The organism is Paraburkholderia sp. RAU6.4a (genome assembly GCF_050435625.1).
Classification (GTDB): Bacteria; Pseudomonadota; Gammaproteobacteria; order Burkholderiales; family Burkholderiaceae; genus Paraburkholderia; species Paraburkholderia tuberum.
The window spans coordinates 2268766-2287011 of sequence record NZ_JBNDKQ010000002.1 but is presented as its reverse complement, the minus strand read 5'-3'; the positions used below and the strand labels follow the sequence as shown (position 1 = coordinate 2287011).

General features: G+C 63.5%; 14 protein-coding genes, 2 tRNA genes and 1 rRNA gene. 7 read left to right on the top strand and 10 right to left on the bottom strand.

Going from position 1 to position 18246, the window contains the following annotated elements:
- Positions 1-119: 119 nt before the first annotated feature.
- The gene (locus tag OKW40_RS15415; RefSeq protein WP_429490386.1) at positions 120-3716 is read right to left on the bottom strand and encodes an indolepyruvate ferredoxin oxidoreductase family protein; all 3597 of its coding nucleotides are present in this window, start codon (positions 3714-3716) and stop codon (positions 120-122) included.
- Positions 3717-4102: 386 nt separating this feature from the next.
- On the opposite strand from OKW40_RS15415, the gene OKW40_RS15410 reads away from it, so the two are divergent.
- A complete protein-coding gene (locus tag OKW40_RS15410) occupies positions 4103-4288 on the top strand; it encodes a hypothetical protein (protein WP_090802620.1) in 186 nt (61 codons plus the stop codon).
- Between the two features lie 138 nt (positions 4289-4426).
- Here the strand turns inward: OKW40_RS15410 and hppD are convergent, their stop codons facing one another.
- On the bottom strand, positions 4427-5524 hold the full coding sequence (hppD, locus tag OKW40_RS15405; RefSeq protein ID WP_429490384.1) for a 4-hydroxyphenylpyruvate dioxygenase: 1098 nt from the start codon (positions 5522-5524) through the stop codon (positions 4427-4429).
- A 189-nt stretch (positions 5525-5713) separates the two neighbouring features.
- On the opposite strand from hppD, the gene OKW40_RS15400 reads away from it, so the two are divergent.
- Positions 5714-6211, top strand: coding sequence for an Lrp/AsnC family transcriptional regulator (locus tag OKW40_RS15400; RefSeq protein ID WP_184034682.1), 498 nt, complete (start codon positions 5714-5716; stop codon positions 6209-6211).
- A 99-nt stretch (positions 6212-6310) separates the two neighbouring features.
- On the opposite strand, the gene OKW40_RS15395 is transcribed toward OKW40_RS15400, so the two are convergent.
- The 8 genes from OKW40_RS15395 to paaA all read right to left on the bottom strand — a co-directional run bounded on the left by OKW40_RS15395 (position 6311) and on the right by paaA (position 12697).
- Complete coding sequence (locus OKW40_RS15395) at positions 6311-6979, bottom strand: GNAT family N-acetyltransferase (protein WP_429490382.1); 669 nt, start codon at positions 6977-6979, stop codon at positions 6311-6313.
- 278 nt (positions 6980-7257) lie between these two features.
- Positions 7258-7869 carry a TetR/AcrR family transcriptional regulator gene (locus OKW40_RS15390; RefSeq protein ID WP_429356267.1) on the bottom strand — a complete coding sequence of 204 codons (612 nt, stop codon included), beginning with the start codon at positions 7867-7869 and terminating at the stop codon, positions 7258-7260.
- A 17-nt stretch (positions 7870-7886) separates the two neighbouring features.
- Positions 7887-8702, bottom strand: a complete 816-nt coding sequence (locus OKW40_RS15385; protein ID WP_429490380.1) for a DUF1835 domain-containing protein — start codon at positions 8700-8702, stop codon at positions 7887-7889.
- A 175-nt stretch (positions 8703-8877) separates the two neighbouring features.
- Positions 8878-9966, bottom strand: a complete 1089-nt coding sequence (paaE, locus tag OKW40_RS15380) for a 1,2-phenylacetyl-CoA epoxidase subunit PaaE (protein WP_184034674.1) — start codon at positions 9964-9966, stop codon at positions 8878-8880.
- Between the two features lies 1 nt (position 9967).
- Positions 9968-10537 carry a 1,2-phenylacetyl-CoA epoxidase subunit PaaD gene (gene paaD, locus OKW40_RS15375; RefSeq protein ID WP_429408089.1) on the bottom strand — a complete coding sequence of 190 codons (570 nt, stop codon included), beginning with the start codon at positions 10535-10537 and terminating at the stop codon, positions 9968-9970.
- Between the two features lie 7 nt (positions 10538-10544).
- A complete protein-coding gene (paaC, locus tag OKW40_RS15370; protein ID WP_429490379.1) occupies positions 10545-11366 on the bottom strand; it encodes a 1,2-phenylacetyl-CoA epoxidase subunit PaaC in 822 nt (273 codons plus the stop codon).
- 8 nt (positions 11367-11374) lie between these two features.
- A complete protein-coding gene (paaB, locus tag OKW40_RS15365) occupies positions 11375-11659 on the bottom strand; it encodes a 1,2-phenylacetyl-CoA epoxidase subunit PaaB (protein ID WP_018418671.1) in 285 nt (94 codons plus the stop codon).
- Positions 11660-11695: 36 nt separating this feature from the next.
- The gene (gene paaA / locus OKW40_RS15360; protein WP_184056337.1) at positions 11696-12697 is read right to left on the bottom strand and encodes a 1,2-phenylacetyl-CoA epoxidase subunit PaaA; all 1002 of its coding nucleotides are present in this window, start codon (positions 12695-12697) and stop codon (positions 11696-11698) included.
- Positions 12698-12944: 247 nt separating this feature from the next.
- Here paaA and OKW40_RS15355 point away from each other — a divergent pair, with 247 nt between their 5' ends.
- The 5 genes from OKW40_RS15355 (at position 12945) to OKW40_RS15335 (ending at position 18126) form a co-directional block, all read left to right on the top strand.
- On the top strand, positions 12945-14567 hold the full coding sequence (locus tag OKW40_RS15355) for an NAD(P)/FAD-dependent oxidoreductase (protein WP_429490377.1): 1623 nt from the start codon (positions 12945-12947) through the stop codon (positions 14565-14567).
- Between the two features lie 113 nt (positions 14568-14680).
- On the top strand, positions 14681-15961 hold the full coding sequence (locus OKW40_RS15350; RefSeq protein WP_429490375.1) for an SGNH/GDSL hydrolase family protein: 1281 nt from the start codon (positions 14681-14683) through the stop codon (positions 15959-15961).
- A 352-nt stretch (positions 15962-16313) separates the two neighbouring features.
- Positions 16314-17846 (top strand): 16S ribosomal RNA (locus OKW40_RS15345).
- A 74-nt stretch (positions 17847-17920) separates the two neighbouring features.
- Positions 17921-17997: transfer RNA gene (locus OKW40_RS15340), tRNA-Ile, on the top strand.
- A gap of 53 nt (positions 17998-18050) precedes the next feature.
- Positions 18051-18126, top strand: a tRNA-Ala gene (locus OKW40_RS15335).
- The last annotated feature ends 120 nt before the right edge of the window (positions 18127-18246 follow it).

Here is an 18246-nt window from a genome sequence, read left to right as displayed (position 1 = left end):
GCGCGCGGCGGCCTGGGCAGAAGCGCTACGGAATCTCGGTTCCGTAGCGTTTTTTTGCGCCTGAAAAAAAGCGGCGGCCCGTGCAGACCGCCGCTTTTCGGTTCAGTTGGGAGAGTCGATCAAGCCGCGTGCTGCGTCTTGCCCGCATCCGGCGAACGCCAACGCGCGAGCAGCTCGTTCCACTTGATGCGCACGCCTTTCAGGTTGTTTTCCTTCACGTGCCCATAGCCGCGGATGCCGTCGGGCAGATTCGCGAGCTCGACCGCGAGATCGCGTTTCTGAGAAGTCAGCCCGCCGATCAGCTCACGCACCAATGCCTCGTATTCGCCGATCAGCGCGCGCTCGGTGCGACGCTCCCCGGTGTTGCCGAACACGTCGAACGCGGTGCCGCGCAGGAACTTGAGCTTCGCGAGCACGTGCATCGCGCGGAACATCCACGGGCCGTACTTCTTCTTCACCAGATGGCCGTGCGCGTCCTTCTTCGATAGCGTCGGCGGCGCGAGATGCAGGTGCAGCTTCCAGTCGCCTTCGAACGTCGCGTTCAGTTTTTCGATGAACGCCGGGTCACTGTACAGACGCGCGACTTCGTATTCGTCCTTGTACGCCATCAGCTTGTGCAGGTTCTTCGCGACCGCCTCGGTCAGCGGCATTTGGCCGTCGGCGGAATCGAGCGCTTCTTCCGCGGCCCGCACCTGCGACACCAGCGCGCGATAGCGCTCCGCGTACGCACGGTTCTGCCAGGCGGTCAGATAGTCGGCGCGCTTGTCGATCAGCGTGTCGAGCGCCTTCGGCGTATGCAGCGCGATGATCTTGCCGCCCGCGCTGTCGGCCGGTTCGCCGCGTCCCTGCGTTTGCGCGAGCTTGCGTACCGCAGCCAGATCGTGCGCGGCACGCCGGCCCCATTCGAACGCCGCGCGGTTCTTGTCCACCTGCACGTTGTTCAGCTCGATCGCGCGAATCAGCGACTCGTGCGTGAGCGGCACCCAGCCGCGCTGCCACGCATAGCCGAGCACGAACGGGTTCGTGTAGATCGCGTCGCCGAGCAGCGCGACGGCGAAGTGATTCGCGTCGACGGTCGAGACGTTGTCATCGCCGGCCGCGGCGCGCACGTCGGCTTCGGTGCTGCTGCCGGGGAAGCGCCAGTTCGGGTTCTTGATCAGCTCGGCCGTCGGCGTGTGCGCGCTGTTCAGTACGACGCGCGTGCGATCCGCGTGCATCCGCGACACGCATTCGTCGCTGGCGGTGACGATCGCGTCGCAGCCGATCACGAGGCTCGCTTCGCCCATTGCGATGCGGGTCGCGTGGATGTCGGCGGGCTGCTTCGCGATCTGCACGTGGCTCATCACGGCGCCGCCTTTCTGCGCGAGGCCGGTGACGTCGAGCACCGTGACGCCCTTGTTCTCGAGATGCGCGGCCATGCCGAGCAGCGCGCCGATCGTGACGACGCCCGTGCCGCCGACGCCCGTCACCAGAACGCCGTACGGACGGTCGATGGACGGCAACTCGGGATCCGGCACCGGCGGCATTTCGGCGCCGGCGCCCGACGCCGCCTTCGGCTTGCGCAACTGGCCGCCTTCAACGGAGACGAAGCTCGGGCAGAAGCCGTTCACGCACGAGAAGTCCTTGTTGCAGGTTGACTGGTTGATCTGGCGCTTCGTGCCGTACTCAGTATCGAGCGGTTCGACCGACAGGCAGTTCGACTTCACCGAGCAGTCGCCGCAGCCCTCGCACACCGCTTCGTTGATCACGACGCGCCGTGCCGGATCGGGATACGCGCCGCGTTTCCTGCGACGGCGCTTTTCGGTCGCGCAGGTCTGGTCGTAGATCAGGATCGTGGTGCCCGGAACCTCGCGCAGCTGACGCTGCACGTCGTCGAGCTGGTCGCGGTGGTGAATGTCGACGCCGGGCGCGAGGCCGACGCTTGCCGCGTACTTCTCCGGCTCATCGGTGACGATGACGATCTTCGCCGCGCCTTCGGCGGCGAGCTGATGCGTGATCTGCGGCACGCTCAGCACGCCGTCGACCGGCTGGCCGCCCGTCATCGCGACCGCGTCGTTGTACAGCAGCTTGTAGGTGATGTTCGCCTTCGACGCGATCGCCGCGCGAATCGCGAGCAGCCCCGAGTGGAAGTAGGTGCCGTCGCCGAGATTGGCGAACACGTGCTTGTCGTTCGTGAACGGCGCCTGGCCGATCCACGCGACACCTTCGCCGCCCATCTGGCTGAACGTGCTGGTGCTGCGATCCATCCAGACCGTCATGTAATGACAGCCGATGCCGGCCATCGCGCGCGAGCCTTCCGGCACGTTGGTCGACGTGTTGTGCGGGCAGCCCGAGCAGAACCACGGCTTGCGCTCGACTTCGACGCGCGGCCGCGCGAGCGCCTTTTCCTTCGCCTCGATCACCGCGATGCGCGCGGCGATGCGGGCGCGCACATCCGATGGCAGATCGAACTTGTCGAGCCGCGTGGCGATCGCCTTCGCGATGATCGCGGGCGACAGCTCGTAGTGCGCCGGCAGCAGCCAGTTGCCCATCGGCACCGACCATTCGCCGCCCGCGCCGTCCTTCTCGTCGAACTTGCCGAATACGCGCGGGCGCTGCGCGTCGGGCCAGTTGTACAGCTCTTCCTTGATCGCGTATTCGAGGATCTGGCGCTTTTCCTCGACCACCAGAATTTCGTCGAGACCGCGTGCGAAGGCCTGCGCACCTTGCGCTTCGAGCGGCCACACGCAGCCGACCTTGTACAGCCGGATGCCGATGCGCGAGCAGGTTTCGTCGTCGAGACCGAGGTCGGTCAGCGCCTGGCGCACGTCTAGATAAGCTTTGCCGCCGGTCATGATGCCGAAGCGCGCATGCGGCGAATCGATTTCGACGCGGTCGAGTTTGTTCGCTCGCACGTAGGCGAGACCCGCGTACCACTTGTAGTCGAGCAGACGCGCTTCCTGCACGAGCGGCGGATCGGGCCAGCGGATGTTCAGCCCACCGTCGGGCATCACGAAGTCTTCCGGCAGGATGATGTTGGTGCGGTGCGGATCGATATCGACCGATGCGGACGATTCGACCACGTCGGTCACGCACTTCATCGCGACCCAGAGGCCCGAGTAGCGGCTCATCGCCCAGCCGTGCAGGCCGAAGTCCAGATATTCCTGCACGTTCGACGGAAACAGCACCGGCAGCCCGCATGCCTTGAAGATGTGTTCGGACTGGTGCGCGAGTGTCGAGGATTTGGCCGCGTGATCGTCGCCGGCGAGCACGAGAACGCCGCCGTGCCGCGACGAGCCGGCCGAGTTGCCGTGCTTGAAGACGTCACCGGACCGGTCGACGCCGGGGCCCTTGCCGTACCACATCGAAAACACGCCGTCGTATTTGGCGCTCGGGTACAGATTGACCTGCTGCGAACCCCACACGGCGGTGGCCGCGAGGTCTTCGTTGACGCCGGGCTGGAACACCACCTGATGCGCGGCCAGATGCTTTTTCGCTTTCCACAGCGACTGGTCGAGCCCGCCGAGCGGCGATCCGCGGTAGCCGGAGATGAAGCCGGCCGTGCTGAGGCCGGCGGCGCGGTCGCGTTCCTGCTGCAGCATCGGCAGACGCACCAGCGCCTGGATGCCGCTCATGTACGCGCGGCCGCGATCGAGGGTGTATTTGTCGTCGAGCGTGACGGAAGACAACGCGGCTTCGAGCGAGGCTCGTTGACCTGCGTCTAGCGGGGCATTCATTATGTGTACTCCTCCACTTCAGCTTGGGATCACCAAAACTTTTCTGGCCCCGGCATCTCGTGAATGCTGGGGCCGGGGTCGTCATATTGACGGGTTTTAAGCGATGGTAGCACTGGTGGAAACCCGCCGCAGCGGATCAAAAATCGCCCGCGCACGATCTGATTTCGGCCGGTTTCGCGACGAGTTGCCGACGTGTTGTCAGCAGTTGTCGCGGATTTCCGCCGGAATGGAGTTGTATTGCGCCTGCGCGTGTAACAAGCTGTAAAACCTACAAATTTGCGGAACCGCAGTGAAAACGACTGTCTAACCCCGACCTGCGAGCGATGCCGAACGCCGCGCATTCTGTGCAGCTTCTGGACAGCAGGGCAGTTAGAAAAGGAGTACGCATGAACACAAGAAACATCCAGACCTTCCTGATGGTTTCCGCCGCTTTCTTCGCGATGAGCGCGCCGGTGCGCTCGAATCCGGGCAGCACGGGGGCACTGTCGAACGCGATCATCCGCACGGCGCAGGTGGCGCCGGCGCGGGTCGACGGTGCGATCGGCAGCGATCGGTACAGGCAGAATTCATGACGCACCGCATCGCGCGCGTCTAATGACGACCGGCCGCCGTTCCGAAGAGAGCGGCGGCGTTGCAACGTAAAAGGGCGAGGATCCTGCGATCCTCGCCCTTTTTTCTTCTGCGCGCCGATCAGGCGCGAGTCTGCGTGGTCAGGTCTTGTCCTGCACGACGCCGCGGCGAATCTGATCGAGCTCGATCGATTCGAACAGCGCCTTGAAGTTGCCTTCGCCAAAGCCCTGATTGCCCTTGCGTTGAATGATCTCGAAGAAGATCGGGCCGATCTGGTTTTCGGTGAAGATCTGCAGCAGCAGATCGTCCGGTGCGCCGTCGATCAGGATCTTGCGCTTGCGCAGTTCCTCGAGCGGCTCGCCATGATTCGGCACGCGTCGGTCGACGAGTTCGTAGTACGTGTCGATCGTGTCGAGCAGTGAAATGTCCGATGCGCGCAGGCCGTCGACGGTGCGGTAGATGTCGCTGGTGCCGAGCGCGATGTGCTGGATGCCTTCGCCGTGGTACGCGTCCAGGTATTCCTGGATCTGACCGGCGGTGTCCGAGCCTTCCTCGTTGATCGGAATGCGAATCTTGCCGCACGGCGAGGTCATCGCTTTCGACTTGACGCCCGTCACCTTGCCCTCGATGTCGAAGTAGCGCACCTCGCGGAAGTTGAACAGGCGCTCGTAGAACTCCGCCCATTCCTGCATGCGGCCACGATGCACGTTGTGCGTCAGGTGATCGATATAGGTCAGGCCGTGACCGACCGGGTTCGGGTTCGCGCCCGGAATCGGCTCGAAGTCGACGTCGTAAATGTCGATGTCACCGATGCTGTTCGGCGTCGCGCCGTTCTTGCCGCGCCAGCGGTCGACGAAATAGATCAGCGAATCGCCAATGCCCTTGATCGCCGGGATGTTCAGCTCCATCGGGCCGGTCTTGTTGTCGAAACCCCATGCGCCTTTTTCGAGCGCTTGGGCGTAGGCCTTCGCGGCGTCCTGTGCGCGAAACGCAATCGCGCAGATCGACGGGCCATGCAAGCGCGCGAAGCGCTGCGCAAACGAATGCTTCTCCGCGTTGACGATGAAGTTGATGTCGCCCTGACGATACAGCATCACGTCCTTATGACGATGCCGCGCGACGGCCGTGAAGCCCATCTGTTCGAACAGCTTGCCGAGCGCTTTCGGGTCCGGCGCCGTGTATTCGATGAATTCGAAGCCGTCAGTGCCGACAGGATTTTCCCAAGTTGAAACCTGCATCGTCAGTCTCCAATCCCATGCAAGAGGGTTGCCGAGGCGCGCAGGCGGTGAGCGCGCGGGACGGTCGGCTGAGCGCGACCGGATGGGGCAAGTGTAGAACCGCGATGAAGACAAAAACTTGCGAACTTAATCACGCGTCGCTACGCTTGAGCCAGTTTATGGCTCTATTCGAACGACACGTGGCAGAACATGGCTATTGGCGAGATAGACGCGATCGATCGACGCATTCTGGCGATCCTTCAGGAGAATGGCCGGCTATCGAATCAGGAGATAGCGGAACGGATCAATCTGTCGCCGAGTCCGTGCCTGCGGCGGATTCGCCGGCTCGAGGAAAGCGGCGTGATTCGCGGCTATGTCGCGCTGCTCGACGCGCAACGTCTCGGGCTTGACCTGCTCGCGTATGTCAGCGTGCGGCTGGAGAAGGGTGGCGGTCGCGCGTTCAGTCCGCATGGCGAGGCCACGCATGCCGATCTGTTCGGCGCGGCCGTGCAGACGTGGCCCGAAGTTGTCGCATGTCACGCGATGACGGGTGAGATGGATTACCTGCTGCGCGTCCAGGTGGAGGACATGGCGCACTTTTCGCGCTTCGTGCAGGATCAATTGCTGCGGCATCCATCGGTGATCGATGTGAAATCGAGCTTTTCGCTAGAAAAGATCAAGGAAACGACAGCGCTGCCCATTTTGTAGGCTTCACGCGCACGGTCCTACGCGTGGCGTTGATTGGGTACAGATAGAAAAGAGGGCGACCTTGCGGCCGCCCCAATCTCATTTCCCCGTAGCGATTATTCAGGCAGCGACAGCCACCGGCATGAACGACTCGAACAGTCGCGATGCCTGGCGTGCGTGGCGCTTGAGCGCGTAATCGAACACGGCGGCCTGCTCCTGCAGCATTTCCGCGAGGATGCTCGACTGATCGGCCGGCGACAGCGTCAGATAGGCGTCGGCCTCGCCGTACGCGTACTCGATCTTCATGCCGGCCTTCCTGGCGATGTGCATCATGGTCGAATTGCGCGCCAGGCAGTGGATGTACAGCGTCGTCACATGCGTGTTGCGGCTGCGGATCGCGGCACGCTTGAATAGCCTCGAGCCGATACCGATGCCGCGTGCGCTTTCGAGCACGGAGACGCCGAATTCGGCGGTGCGCTTATTGCCTTCGGCCGGCAGGTAGGCCAGATGGCCGACGCCGCTCAGTTCCAGCTTGCTGTTGAACACGCCGAACACGGTGTCGCGCGTGAAGTCGATCGCGCGCACGTAGTTTTCGATCACATGGTTCGGCACGACCTGGCCGAAGCGCAGCAGACGGTCTTCTTCGTCGAGCGCGAGGAAGTGAGCAAGCAGGCGTTCGCGATCGGCGGCGGTGAGTTCACGGACCAGAACGTGCGCGCGTTCAGCAGGCAGCGACGCGCGATCGTTCGGCGCGATCGGCTCGGTGTTGCGATGGGTCAGCATGTTCATGGTCGGGTTCTCCTTTTAATCAGGCGGCGTTGTGCACCGCAAAACCGATTTTAACGGAAACCTAAGCCATTCACTAGGGAAAACCCGTATCAAAAGTCGAGGTGAATACCTGGAGCGCTGGAACCCTAAATTTAATTATTTGATTTTAAACAGAAGTTAAAAGTGATCGCACGTTCGTGACACGATGCCGCATGGATTCCCTGCGCTGATTTATTTGGTCTGCATGTTGTTGCTTTGCAACATCCAGTGCGCGGGTTGCGATCTGTTCAGACCATCGTCTACCTGGCCGGCGCGCTGGCGAGACCATGCTCGACCATGCCGACCACCTGCTCGGCGAACTCGCGATAGCCCATCCGGCCGTCCGGCTTGAGCCACGTGAAGGTCCAGTTGATCATGCCGAACACCATCATCGTCAGCGCGGTCTGGTTGTCGCGTGTCGCGCGTTCGGGATAGGCGCGCACGAGCTGCCGCGCGAAGGCGGCGACTACGTCGCGCTGACGGTTCAGGATGATCTCGCGCTGCGAATCGACCAGATACTTGACATCGTTCAGCAGCGCGACGTGCCGGCTGTGCGACGTCTCATACTCGGACAGGAACGCGCGGATCAGCTCCGCGAAGGTTTCTCGCTCGCTCAGTTCGCGCCGCTGGCTCGATCCTTCCACCTCGGCGATGATCAGCATCAGGCGCTTCGTGTAGCGATCGAGCAGATCGAACAGGATTGCTTCCTTGCTCTCGTAATAGTGATAGAGGCGCGCTTTCGAGGTGCCGCTCGCCGCGGCAAGATCGGCCATCGACGTGCTTGGATAGCTGGTCTGCGCGAACTTCGCGGCGGCCAGTTCGAGAATCTGCTCGCGTTGGGTCTCGTGGTCGGGGGCTCGGGTGCGGGCCATATTCGTCTGTTCTTATCTTATTGGGGTGAGCAGGGGGCGGATGCCGCGCGCAGTTCGAGCGAGCGCCATTCGTTCGCGTCGCCGCGCAGGCGGATGCGCCGCAGCGCCGCGAGTTCGCGCATGCGCCACCGCACGATGCTGTCGCTGACGAGGAACCCCAACCCGGCGGTCATCACGTAGGCGGCGACGCGCGCGGCGGGCTGCCAGTCGTCGGGTGCGCGGTCGAGGATCAGCGCGTCGATCTCGGCAACGCTGCCGCTCGTGAAGGTGTTGTCACGCCAGCGCCGCGTCTCGCCGTTCGCCTGTTTGACCTCCTGCCATTCGAGCGCGAGCCGGCTGATGCGCAGCACGGAAATCGGCGCGGCGTCCGGCAGGTGTGTCTGCAATACGTCCGGCGCAAACATGCCGACCGATGTCGCGCAATCCTTGCGGGTATGCGCCCACGCTTGCGGATCGGCGAGGTCGGCGATCGACAGACGCACTTCGTTCAAACGCTGCGGGCTGTTGCGCACCAGGTAGCAGACGCGGCGCAGCATCAGTTGATCGGACGCGCTTTCGGCGTGCCACACCACGAGATTCGCGGTGCTGCTGGCGAGGCCGTCGAGCACCGCGGCCTGTTCGCGGAACTCGCGCACGAAGTCGCGTTGCGTGTCGGCGCTGACGCGTTCCCAGAAGTCGGCGCGCACGTGCGGAGCGTCGTCGACGCCGCGTAACGGGCCGACCGCCAGATCGTCCCGCAGCGGCTGCACGCGATCGTCGCGGCCCGCCTGGTCCAGCGCGGTACGCAGCGACTCGGCGGCGACATCGCCGTTGGTGAGGTGAATCGTGCTCATGGGCAAGGGCTTGCAGTAACGCCAGCAGCTGTAACAAAAAGAGGCCGCTCGCCGACTGGAACCCGATGTCCCGATCGATGAGCGGCCTCTAGTTTAAGCGGATCGCGAAACGGCCGAAAGCGGTGGCGGACGTCACGGGCGGGCAGTCCGTACATAGGCCATGAAAGCACTCGACTCAACGTTCGTCGTAACTGACGACGACCTTGTCGCTAACCGGATGACACTGACACGTCAGCACGAACCCGTCGCGGACCTCGTGTTCTTCGAGCGTGTAGTTCTTTTCCATCTTCACTTCGCCCTCGAGCACCTTCGCGCGACAGGTGCAGCACACGCCGCCCTTGCACGCATACGGCAGCGCGAGACCGGCGCGCAGCCCGACGTCGAGCACGCTCGTGCCCTGATACGGCAGGCGCAGCTTGCGGCGCTTGCCGTCGAGCACGATTTCGAGCTCGGCCGCGGGGGTGTCCGCGGTGATCTCGACGGGCGGCACGCCCGCCTGCGGCAGCGGCGTGCCGAAGCGCTCGACGTGCACCTTCGCGGGCGGCACGCCGGCTGCCTTGAGCGCGGCCTCGGCCGCATCCATCATCGGCGCGGGGCCGCAGATGAACGCTTCGTCGATCGCGTCGGCCGGCAGCAGCTGCTCGATGAACGCCGCGCATTTTTCCTGGTCGAGCACGCCGTTAAACAGCTCGACGTCCTGCAGGTCGTCCGACAGCACGTGATACAGCACGAAGCGGTTCATGAAGCGGTTCTTCAGATCCTCGAGCTCCTCGGCGAACATGATCTGGTCGACGCTGCGGTTGCCGTAGACGAGCGTGAAGGTGCTGCGCGGCTCGACTTCGAGCGTCGTCTTGATGATCGCGAGCACCGGCGTGATGCCCGAGCCGCCCGAGAACGCGAGGTACTGCTGCCCCTGTTCCGCGTTCAGGTGCGTGAAGAAACGGCCGTCCGGCGTCATCACGTCGATCGTGTGGCCCGGCTGCAGCGTGTCGAACGCGAAGTTCGAGAAACGCCCGCCGCGCACGCGCTTGATGCCGATGCGCAACTCGCCGTCGCGATCGTAGTCGGTGACGCCCACGCAGATCGAATACGAACGGCGCGTTTCCTCACCGTCGATATGCGTCTTCAGCGTGACGAACTGCCCCTGCGTGAAGCGATAGTGGTCGCGCAGTTCGGGCGGGACTTCGAAGGCGACCGAGACCGCATCGGCGGTTTCGGGGCGCACTTCGCGGATACGCAGCGGATGGAATTGCGGGGTGGCCATATCAGTACGGTTTGAAGTAGTCGAAGGGTTCGCGGCAGTCGAGGCAGCGATACAGGGCCTTGCAGGCGGTCGAGCCGAATTGCGCGAGCCGCTCGGTGTGCGCCGAGCCGCAGCGTGGGCAGCCTGGGGCCGGCAGCGCGCGCGGCACGAAGCGCAGCACTTTCTCCTGCGGCGCTGACGTCGCGGCTGAACCGCAGTTGCCCGTCGGCGGCGCGATGCCGTAGACGCGCAGTTTTTCGCGGGCTTCAGCCGTGATCCAGTCGGTGGTCCACGCCGGCGCGAGCACGGTGGCGACGCGGTATGGCGTGAGCTGCGCGGCCTCGAGCGCACGGCCGACGTCTTCGGCAATCTGCGACATCGCCGGGCAGCCCGAGTAGGTCGGCGTGATCACGACTTCGAGCGCGCCGTCCGCGGCGCGTCGCACGTCGCGCAGGATGCCGAGCTCGCGGATCGACACCACCGGGATCTCCGGGTCGGGTACCGCTTCGAGCACGGTCCATGCGCGGGTGAGCGCGGCGTCGGTCGTGGCAGCGGCGGCGTTCGCGGGCTGCGGGGCGGTCGAGGTCGTCATCGCGTACTCACCAGCTGGCGCCCGGATGCTGGCGCGCGAGGCTCTGCATTTGCGCGAGCACGAAACCCATGTGCTCCGAATGCTCGCCGTGCTTGCCCGTGCTCACGTGCCGCGGCGCCGCGGGCAGCGTCAGCGTGGCCTGGTCGAGCGTGGCGCGCACGTCGTCGAGCCACGCGGCTTCCAGCGTCGAGGTGCGCGGGCCGATGCCGGCCGCGGCGACCGGGTCTTCCACCGCGTCCGCGCTGAAGAACTCGTACGTGTACGGCATCAGATAGTCGAGCGCGGCCTGCGCGCGACGGTGCGATTCGTCGGTGCCGTCGCCGAAACGGATCAGCCACTCGCTCGCGTGATGTACGTGGTACTGCGTTTCCTTGATCGACTTCGCGGCGATCGCGGCGAGCTGCCCGTCGGTGGAGCCCGTCAGCGCACCCCACAGATGCATCATCAGCGTCGCGTACAGGAAGTTGCGCACGATCGTGACCGCGTAATCCTTCCCGGCCTGCGCGGTGCCGGCGAGCGGCCCGTAATGCGGCAGCTCGGCGAGCGTGTAGTTCGCGAATTCGCGCTCGGCGCGGAAGTACGCGTAGTCGTCTTCGCTGCGCTGACGGCCGGTGAGCGGCGCTTCGAGCGCGGCCGCGTGCGTGTACAGCAGGCGCGCCTGGCCGATCAGGTCGAGGCTCATGTTCGACAGCGCGATGTCCTCTTCGAGGATCGGGCCGTGGCCGCACCACTCGGTGTTGCGCTGACCGAGGATCAGCGCGGTATCCGCGAGGCGCAGCACGTACTGGAGATGTTCGGGCGTAATGGGCGTAGTGGACGTAGTGGTCATGGCCGCGCTTACATGTGGTTGACTTCGTCGGGGAGCGTGTAGAACGTCGGGTGGCGATAGATCTTGTCGCCCGCCGGTTCGAACAGCTCGGCCTTCTCGTGCGGCGCCGAGGCCGTGATCGCCGAGGACGGCACCACCCAGATGCTCACGCCTTCCTGGCGGCGCGTGTAGACGTCGCGCGCCATGCGCAGCGCCATCGGCGCGTCGGCGGCATGCAGACTGCCGCAGTGTTTATGGTCGAGTCCCTGCTTGCTGCGCACGAACACTTCCCAAATCGGCCATTCCTTGTTCATTGCTGATCTCCTGATTCCTTTGATGTGCGGTGCCACTCAGGCGGCGTGCTGTTGCGCGCGCTGGCGCTGCTTTTCCGCGTGGGCGAGCGCGGCTTCGCGTACCCAGGCGCCGTCTTCATGGGCCTTCACGCGGGTCGCGAGGCGCTCGCGGTTGCACGGGCCGTCGCCATTGACGACGCGCCAGAACTCTTCCCAGTCGATGTCGCCGTAGTCGTAGTGGCCGCGCGCCTCGTTCCATTTGAGGTCCGCGTCGGGCAGCGTGACGCCGAGCACCTTCGCCTGTTCGACGGTCGCATCGACGAATTTCTGGCGCAGGTCGTCGTTGGTGATGCGCTTGATGCCCCATCTGGCCGACTGGTTGCTGTGGACCGAATCCTTGTCGCTCGGGCCGAACATCATCAGCACCGGCCACCACCAGCGGTTCACCGCCTGCTGGACCAGCTCGCGCTGCGCCTCGGTGCCCGCCATCATCGCGAGCAGCGCGTCGAAGCCCTGGCGCTGATGGAACGACTCTTCCTTGCAGATGCGGATCATCGCGCGGGCGTACGGGCCGTAGGTGCAGCGGCACAGCGGGATCTGGTTCATGATCGCCGCGCCGTCGACGAGCCAGCCGATCACGCCGACGTCGGCCCAGGTGGGTGTCGGGTAGTTGAAGATGCTCGAATACTTGGCCTTGCCCGCGTGCAGCGCGTCGATCAGCTGCTCGCGCGAGACACCGAGCGTTTCGGCGGCGCTATACAGATAGAGGCCGTGGCCGGCTTCGTCCTGCACCTTGGCGATCAGGATCGCCTTGCGCTTGAGGCTCGGCGCGCGCGTGATCCAGTTGCCCTCGGGCAGCATGCCGACGATCTCCGAGTGCGCATGCTGCGAGATCTGCCGCACCAGCGTTTTGCGGTACGCGTCGGGCATCCAGTCCTGCGGCTCGATCTTGCCGTCGGCGCTCATGACCGCGTCGAAGCGAGCCTGTTGTTCGGGCGAATTCGCGTCCGCGTCCAGCGGGGCAACGTTGCCGGGGATATCGAGGGATTGGGTGTACATGAGGGACGCTCTCTCTGGAGGAGTGGTCTGTGTCGGCGTAGTATAAACCAACCGACCGGTCGGTTAATAAATTTTTTGTGCAGAGACGTTGGGGCTGATAGCTCGTCGAGGGCGTCGAAGCATGCGTGCTGGTTTGCCCGGTTTCGACGGGCCGGCGCTTCATGACCAGCCGTCACCCCGCGCCGACACTTACCGGTAAAATTGCGAATTGGCCGCGATTTGCGGCCCACTTGCATCTCCGGTACTCATGTTACGTCTAAGCGAAATCAAACTCCCGCTCGATCATCCCGAAAGCGCCCTCGAAGCCGCCATCCGTGCGCGCCTCACGGAACTCGGCGTGGCGCGGGACGGGCTCATCCGATACACCGTGTTTCGCCGCGCGCACGACGCGCGCAAGCGCGCCGACATCAAGCTCACCTACATCGTCGATGTCGAGGTCAAGGATGAAGGGGCCGCGCTGAAACGGCTCGCCGACGTGCCGCATTGCGCCGTGACGCCCGACATGAGTTACAAGTTCGTCGCCGAAGCGCCCGCCCAACTGAGCACGCCGCGTCCGGTCGTCATCGGCATGGGGCCGTGCGGACTGTTCGCGGGCCTGATCCTCGCGCAGATGGGCTTCCGGCCGATCATCCTCGAGCGCGGCAAGGCCGTACGTGAGCGCACCAAGGACACGTTTGGCCTGTGGCGCAAATCGGTGCTGAATCCCGAGTCGAACGTGCAGTTCGGCGAAGGTGGCGCGGGCACCTTTTCGGACGGCAAGCTCTACAGCCAGATCAAGGACCCGAAACACTACGGCCGCAAGGTGCTCGACGAATTCGTGCGGGCCGGTGCGCCGGAGGACATCCTGTACCTGAGCCGGCCGCATATCGGCACGTTTCGTCTCGTCAGCATGGTCGAGAAGATGCGCGCGAGCATCCACGAGTTGGGCGGCGAAGTGCGCTTCGAAACGCGTGTCGAGGACATCGACATCGACAACGGCCAGGTGCGCGGGCTGAAGCTGTCGACCGGCGAGACGCTGCGCTGCGACCACGTTGTGCTGGCGGTCGGCCATAGCGCACGCGATACCTTCCAGATGCTGTACGACCGCGGCGTTCACGTCGAGGCGAAGCCGTTTTCGCTCGGTTTTCGGATCGAGCATCCGCAAGGGATCATCGATCGGAGCCGTTTCGGGAAATTTGCCGGTCACAAACAGCTCGGCGTAGCCGACTACAAGGTGGTGCACCACTGCAGCAACGGGCGAGCGGTTTATAGCTTCTGCATGTGTCCCGGCGGCACCGTGGTGGCGGCCACGTCCGAGCTGGGGCGCGTCGTCACGAACGGCATGAGCCAGTACTCGCGCGCGGAGCGCAACGCGAACGCGGGCATCGTGGTCGGCATTACGCCAGATGATTACCCGGGCGGGCCGCTCGCCGGCATCGCGTTCCAGCGTAAGTGGGAGGAGCGGGCGTTCGAGCTCGGTGGCGGTAACTATATGGCTCCAGGGCAGTTGGTCGGCGACTTCATCGCGGGGCGGCCGTCCACTTCACTCGGCTCGGTCGTTCCGTCGTACAAGCCGGGCGTGCGGCCAACCGATCTCAGCACCGCGCTGCCCGACTACGCGATCGAAGCGATTCGCGAAGCGCTGCCACAGATGGAGAAGAAAATCGCAGGCTTCGCGATGCATGATGCGGTGCTGACCGGCGTTGAAACGCGAACTTCGTCGCCGGTACGCGTGCGTCGCGGCGACGACTACCAGAGTGTCAACGTCAACGGGCTGTATCCGGCGGGCGAGGGTGCGGGGTATGCGGGCGGGATCTACTCGGCGGCAATCGACGGAATCGAGGTCGCCGAAGCGGTCGCGCTGAAGATCATGAGTCAGCAAACGGCGTGAGACCGAGCCGGCACAGCCGCCGGGCGCCGGGGTAAGCGGACCTGCCTGCGATTGCCGGCGCTTGCCGCGTCGTTCGGGCACAATGCGCGTTTCGCCTCGAACCGATCTTCCGAATGACCATTCGCACCCTGGCTGCCGCATGCGGCGCGGCGCTGCTTGCCCAATTTGCCCCGTTTGTCGTTTCCTCGAGTGCGTTCGCTGCCGAAGCGTCCGAGCATTGGGTCGCCGTTTGGGCGACCGCGCTGCAACCGATTCCACAGCGGGCCGAGTTGCCACCGCTGTATCGCGCGCCGGAAGTCGCCGGGCGCACCGTTCGGCAAATCATGTATCCGACGTTGTCGGGGAGGGTGGCGCGAATTCATCTGAGCAATGCGTACGGCAAGACGCCTCTCGTCATCGACGAACTGCGCATCGCGCGCTCCGCCGGTGGCGCGGCAGCCGTCGAGGGCGCCGGCAGTCGGGTGACGTTTGGCGGTAAGGGCGCGGTCAGCGTTCCGCCTGGCGGCGAGGTGGACAGCGATCCGGTCGCGATCGATGTCGTCGAGGGCGCGCCATATGCGATCAGTGCGTTCGTGGGACCGGAGCAGCGGATCGTCGCATGGCACCGAGTGTCGAATCAGGTAAATTATGTGTCCGGGCCCGGCAATCACACCACCGACGCGTCCGCCACGGCGTTTCCCGGCCGCTTCACGCAATATGTGTGGGTCACAGGTTTGTCGGTGGAGGCGGCGGCACCGTCGCTTGCCGTGGCCGCGATCGGCGACTCGATCACCGACGGCATGCGCTCCACCCTCAACCAGAACCGTCGCTGGCCGGATGCGCTGGCTCGGCGGCTGGCGGCGAGCGGCGCGCAGTCGACCGCGATCGTGAATCTCGGCATCAGCGGCAACCGGCTCCTGAGCGACTCGCCTTGTTATGGCGACGCGCTTGCGAGCCGCTTCGAGCGCGACGTTTTGCGACGTCCAGGCGTCAAAGCGGCGATCCTGCTGATTGGCATCAACGACATCAACTTTGCGGCAATGCCGCCTCATGGCGGGCTCGACTGCGATTTTCCTCATACGTCGGTCACGGCTGCCGATCTGATCGCCGGTTACCAGCGAGTGATCGCGGCCGCGCGGCGCAACGGTGTCAAGATGTTCGGCGCGACGCTGACGCCGGCGTCGCTGCCACCGGAGCGGGAAAAGATCCGACTCGCGGTTAATCAGTGGATCCGAACTAGTCGTGCTTTCGATGGCGTCGTCGACTTCGACGCGGCGTTGCGCGATCGGACGCAGCCGGAGCGTCTGCAGCGCGCTTTCGATAGCGGCGACCACATCCATCCAAGCGACGCGGGCTACGCGGCTATGGCCGCTGCAGTTCCTGTCGAGGTCGTGGTGGATGCGACCCGGAAGTGAGCGGCAACTTTTTTAAGCGAAAGCAAAAACGGGTATTGACGAGACGCGAAAGAGTCTCCATAATCTCGCTTCTCTGCTGCAGACGCAGCGACGCAAACGAAGCGGTGCCGGGTAGTGGTGGTTCAGGCGCGGCGGGTTTGGCGGACCGATCTTTAAAAACTAACAGTCGATAAGTGTGGGCGCTTGATGCGGAATGCGGCGGCGGATTCTCCGGAGTCTGCTGTCAGGCAGAAGTATCAGAAGCCTCACACAGTATTGGAGGAAGGTTTGTCTGTCGAAAGACGGATCAATCATCGTCAGTACGTTGAGTGAGCGACCGGGTTCGAGAGAGCCCGAACACAGTAACAGGTTTGAACTGAAGAGTTTGATCCTGGCTCAGATTGAACGCTGGCGGCATGCCTTACACATGCAAGTCGAACGGCAGCACGGACTCCGGTCTGGTGGCGAGTGGCGAACGGGTGAGTAATACATCGGAACGTGTCCTGGAGTGGGGGATAGCCCGGCGAAAGCCGGATTAATACCGCATACGCTCGGGAGAGGAAAGCGGGGGATCTTTCGGGACCTCGCGCTCAAGGGGCGGCCGATGGCAGATTAGGTAGTTGGTGGGGTAAAGGCCTACCAAGCCGACGATCTGTAGCTGGTCTGAGAGGACGACCAGCCACACTGGGACTGAGACACGGCCCAGACTCCTACGGGAGGCAGCAGTGGGGAATTTTGGACAATGGGCGCAAGCCTGATCCAGCAATGCCGCGTGTGTGAAGAAGGCCTTCGGGTTGTAAAGCACTTTTGTCCGGAAAGAAAACCTCGTGGCTAATATCCGTGAGGGATGACGGTACCGGAAGAATAAGCACCGGCTAACTACGTGCCAGCAGCCGCGGTAATACGTAGGGTGCGAGCGTTAATCGGAATTACTGGGCGTAAAGCGTGCGCAGGCGGTGCTGTAAGACCGATGTGAAATCCCCGGGCTTAACCTGGGAACTGCATTGGTGACTGCAGCGCTGGAGTATGGCAGAGGGGGGTGGAATTCCACGTGTAGCAGTGAAATGCGTAGAGATGTGGAGGAACACCGATGGCGAAGGCAGCCCCCTGGGCCAATACTGACGCTCATGCACGAAAGCGTGGGGAGCAAACAGGATTAGATACCCTGGTAGTCCACGCCCTAAACGATGTCAACTGGTTGTCGGGCCTTCATTGGCTTGGTAACGTAGCTAACGCGTGAAGTTGACCGCCTGGGGAGTACGGTCGCAAGATTAAAACTCAAAGGAATTGACGGGGACCCGCACAAGCGGTGGATGATGTGGATTAATTCGATGCAACGCGAAAAACCTTACCTACCCTTGACATGTATGGAATCCTGCCGAGAGGCGGGAGTGCCCGAAAGGGAGCCATAACACAGGTGCTGCATGGCTGTCGTCAGCTCGTGTCGTGAGATGTTGGGTTAAGTCCCGCAACGAGCGCAACCCTTGTCCCTAGTTGCTACGCAAGAGCACTCCAGGGAGACTGCCGGTGACAAACCGGAGGAAGGTGGGGATGACGTCAAGTCCTCATGGCCCTTATGGGTAGGGCTTCACACGTCATACAATGGTCGGAACAGAGGGTTGCCAAGCCGCGAGGTGGAGCCAATCCCAGAAAACCGATCGTAGTCCGGATCGCACTCTGCAACTCGGGTGCGTGAAGCTGGAATCGCTAGTAATCGCGGATCAGCATGCCGCGGTGAATACGTTCCCGGGTCTTGTACACACCGCCCGTCACACCATGGGAGTGGGTTTTACCAGAAGTGGCTAGTCTAACCGCAAGGAGGACGGTCACCACGGTAGGATTCATGACTGGGGTGAAGTCGTAACAAGGTAGCCGTATCGGAAGGTGCGGCTGGATCACCTCCTTTCCAGAGCTGTGCATTCATTGCACTCAAGTGCTCACGCTTATCGGCTGTGGTTAGAAGCAACGCAGACAGGCTCAGGGTCTGTAGCTCAGCCGGTTAGAGCACCGTCTTGATAAGGCGGGGGTCGATGGTTCGAATCCATCCAGACCCACCAGTGTCTTGTCTGGTGAGCTGAAGGGCTGGGGCCGCTGGACTATCTGTGGGACTGGGGGATTAGCTCAGCTGGGAGAGCACCTGCTTTGCAAGCAGGGGGTCGTCGGTTCGATCCCGTCATCCTCCACCAATCCTCAATGCGCAGGGTTCTGCATGAAGGCAGAGCGTTGCGCATTGGCGATTGAGCCAGTCAGAGCGGTATGAGGCACAGGCTTCATACCGGCTGCCGTTCTTTAACAATCAGGAAGAA

What these genes read in the sequence shown, in the direction of transcription:
- OKW40_RS15410 (WP_090802620.1), top strand. Translation starts at nt 4,103, where the DNA reads ATGAACACAAGAAACATCCAGACCTTCCTGATGGTTTCCGCCGCTTTC.
- paaC (WP_429490379.1), bottom strand. Translation starts at nt 11,366, where the DNA reads ATGACCACTACGTCCACTACGCCCATTACGCCCGAACATCTCCAGTAC.
- OKW40_RS15385 (WP_429490380.1), bottom strand. Translation starts at nt 8,702, where the DNA reads ATGAGCACGATTCACCTCACCAACGGCGATGTCGCCGCCGAGTCGCTG.
- hppD (WP_429490384.1), bottom strand. Translation starts at nt 5,524, where the DNA reads ATGCAGGTTTCAACTTGGGAAAATCCTGTCGGCACTGACGGCTTCGAA.
- OKW40_RS15390 (WP_429356267.1), bottom strand. Translation starts at nt 7,869, where the DNA reads ATGGCCCGCACCCGAGCCCCCGACCACGAGACCCAACGCGAGCAGATT.
- OKW40_RS15395 (WP_429490382.1), bottom strand. Translation starts at nt 6,979, where the DNA reads ATGAACATGCTGACCCATCGCAACACCGAGCCGATCGCGCCGAACGAT.
- paaE (WP_184034674.1), bottom strand. Translation starts at nt 9,966, where the DNA reads ATGGCCACCCCGCAATTCCATCCGCTGCGTATCCGCGAAGTGCGCCCC.
- OKW40_RS15350 (WP_429490375.1), top strand. Translation starts at nt 14,681, where the DNA reads ATGACCATTCGCACCCTGGCTGCCGCATGCGGCGCGGCGCTGCTTGCC.
- OKW40_RS15415 (WP_429490386.1), bottom strand. Translation starts at nt 3,716, where the DNA reads ATGAATGCCCCGCTAGACGCAGGTCAACGAGCCTCGCTCGAAGCCGCG.
- paaB (WP_018418671.1), bottom strand. Translation starts at nt 11,659, where the DNA reads ATGAACAAGGAATGGCCGATTTGGGAAGTGTTCGTGCGCAGCAAGCAG.
- OKW40_RS15400 (WP_184034682.1), top strand. Translation starts at nt 5,714, where the DNA reads ATGGCTATTGGCGAGATAGACGCGATCGATCGACGCATTCTGGCGATC.
- paaD (WP_429408089.1), bottom strand. Translation starts at nt 10,537, where the DNA reads ATGACGACCTCGACCGCCCCGCAGCCCGCGAACGCCGCCGCTGCCACG.
- paaA (WP_184056337.1), bottom strand. Translation starts at nt 12,697, where the DNA reads ATGTACACCCAATCCCTCGATATCCCCGGCAACGTTGCCCCGCTGGAC.
- OKW40_RS15355 (WP_429490377.1), top strand. Translation starts at nt 12,945, where the DNA reads ATGTTACGTCTAAGCGAAATCAAACTCCCGCTCGATCATCCCGAAAGC.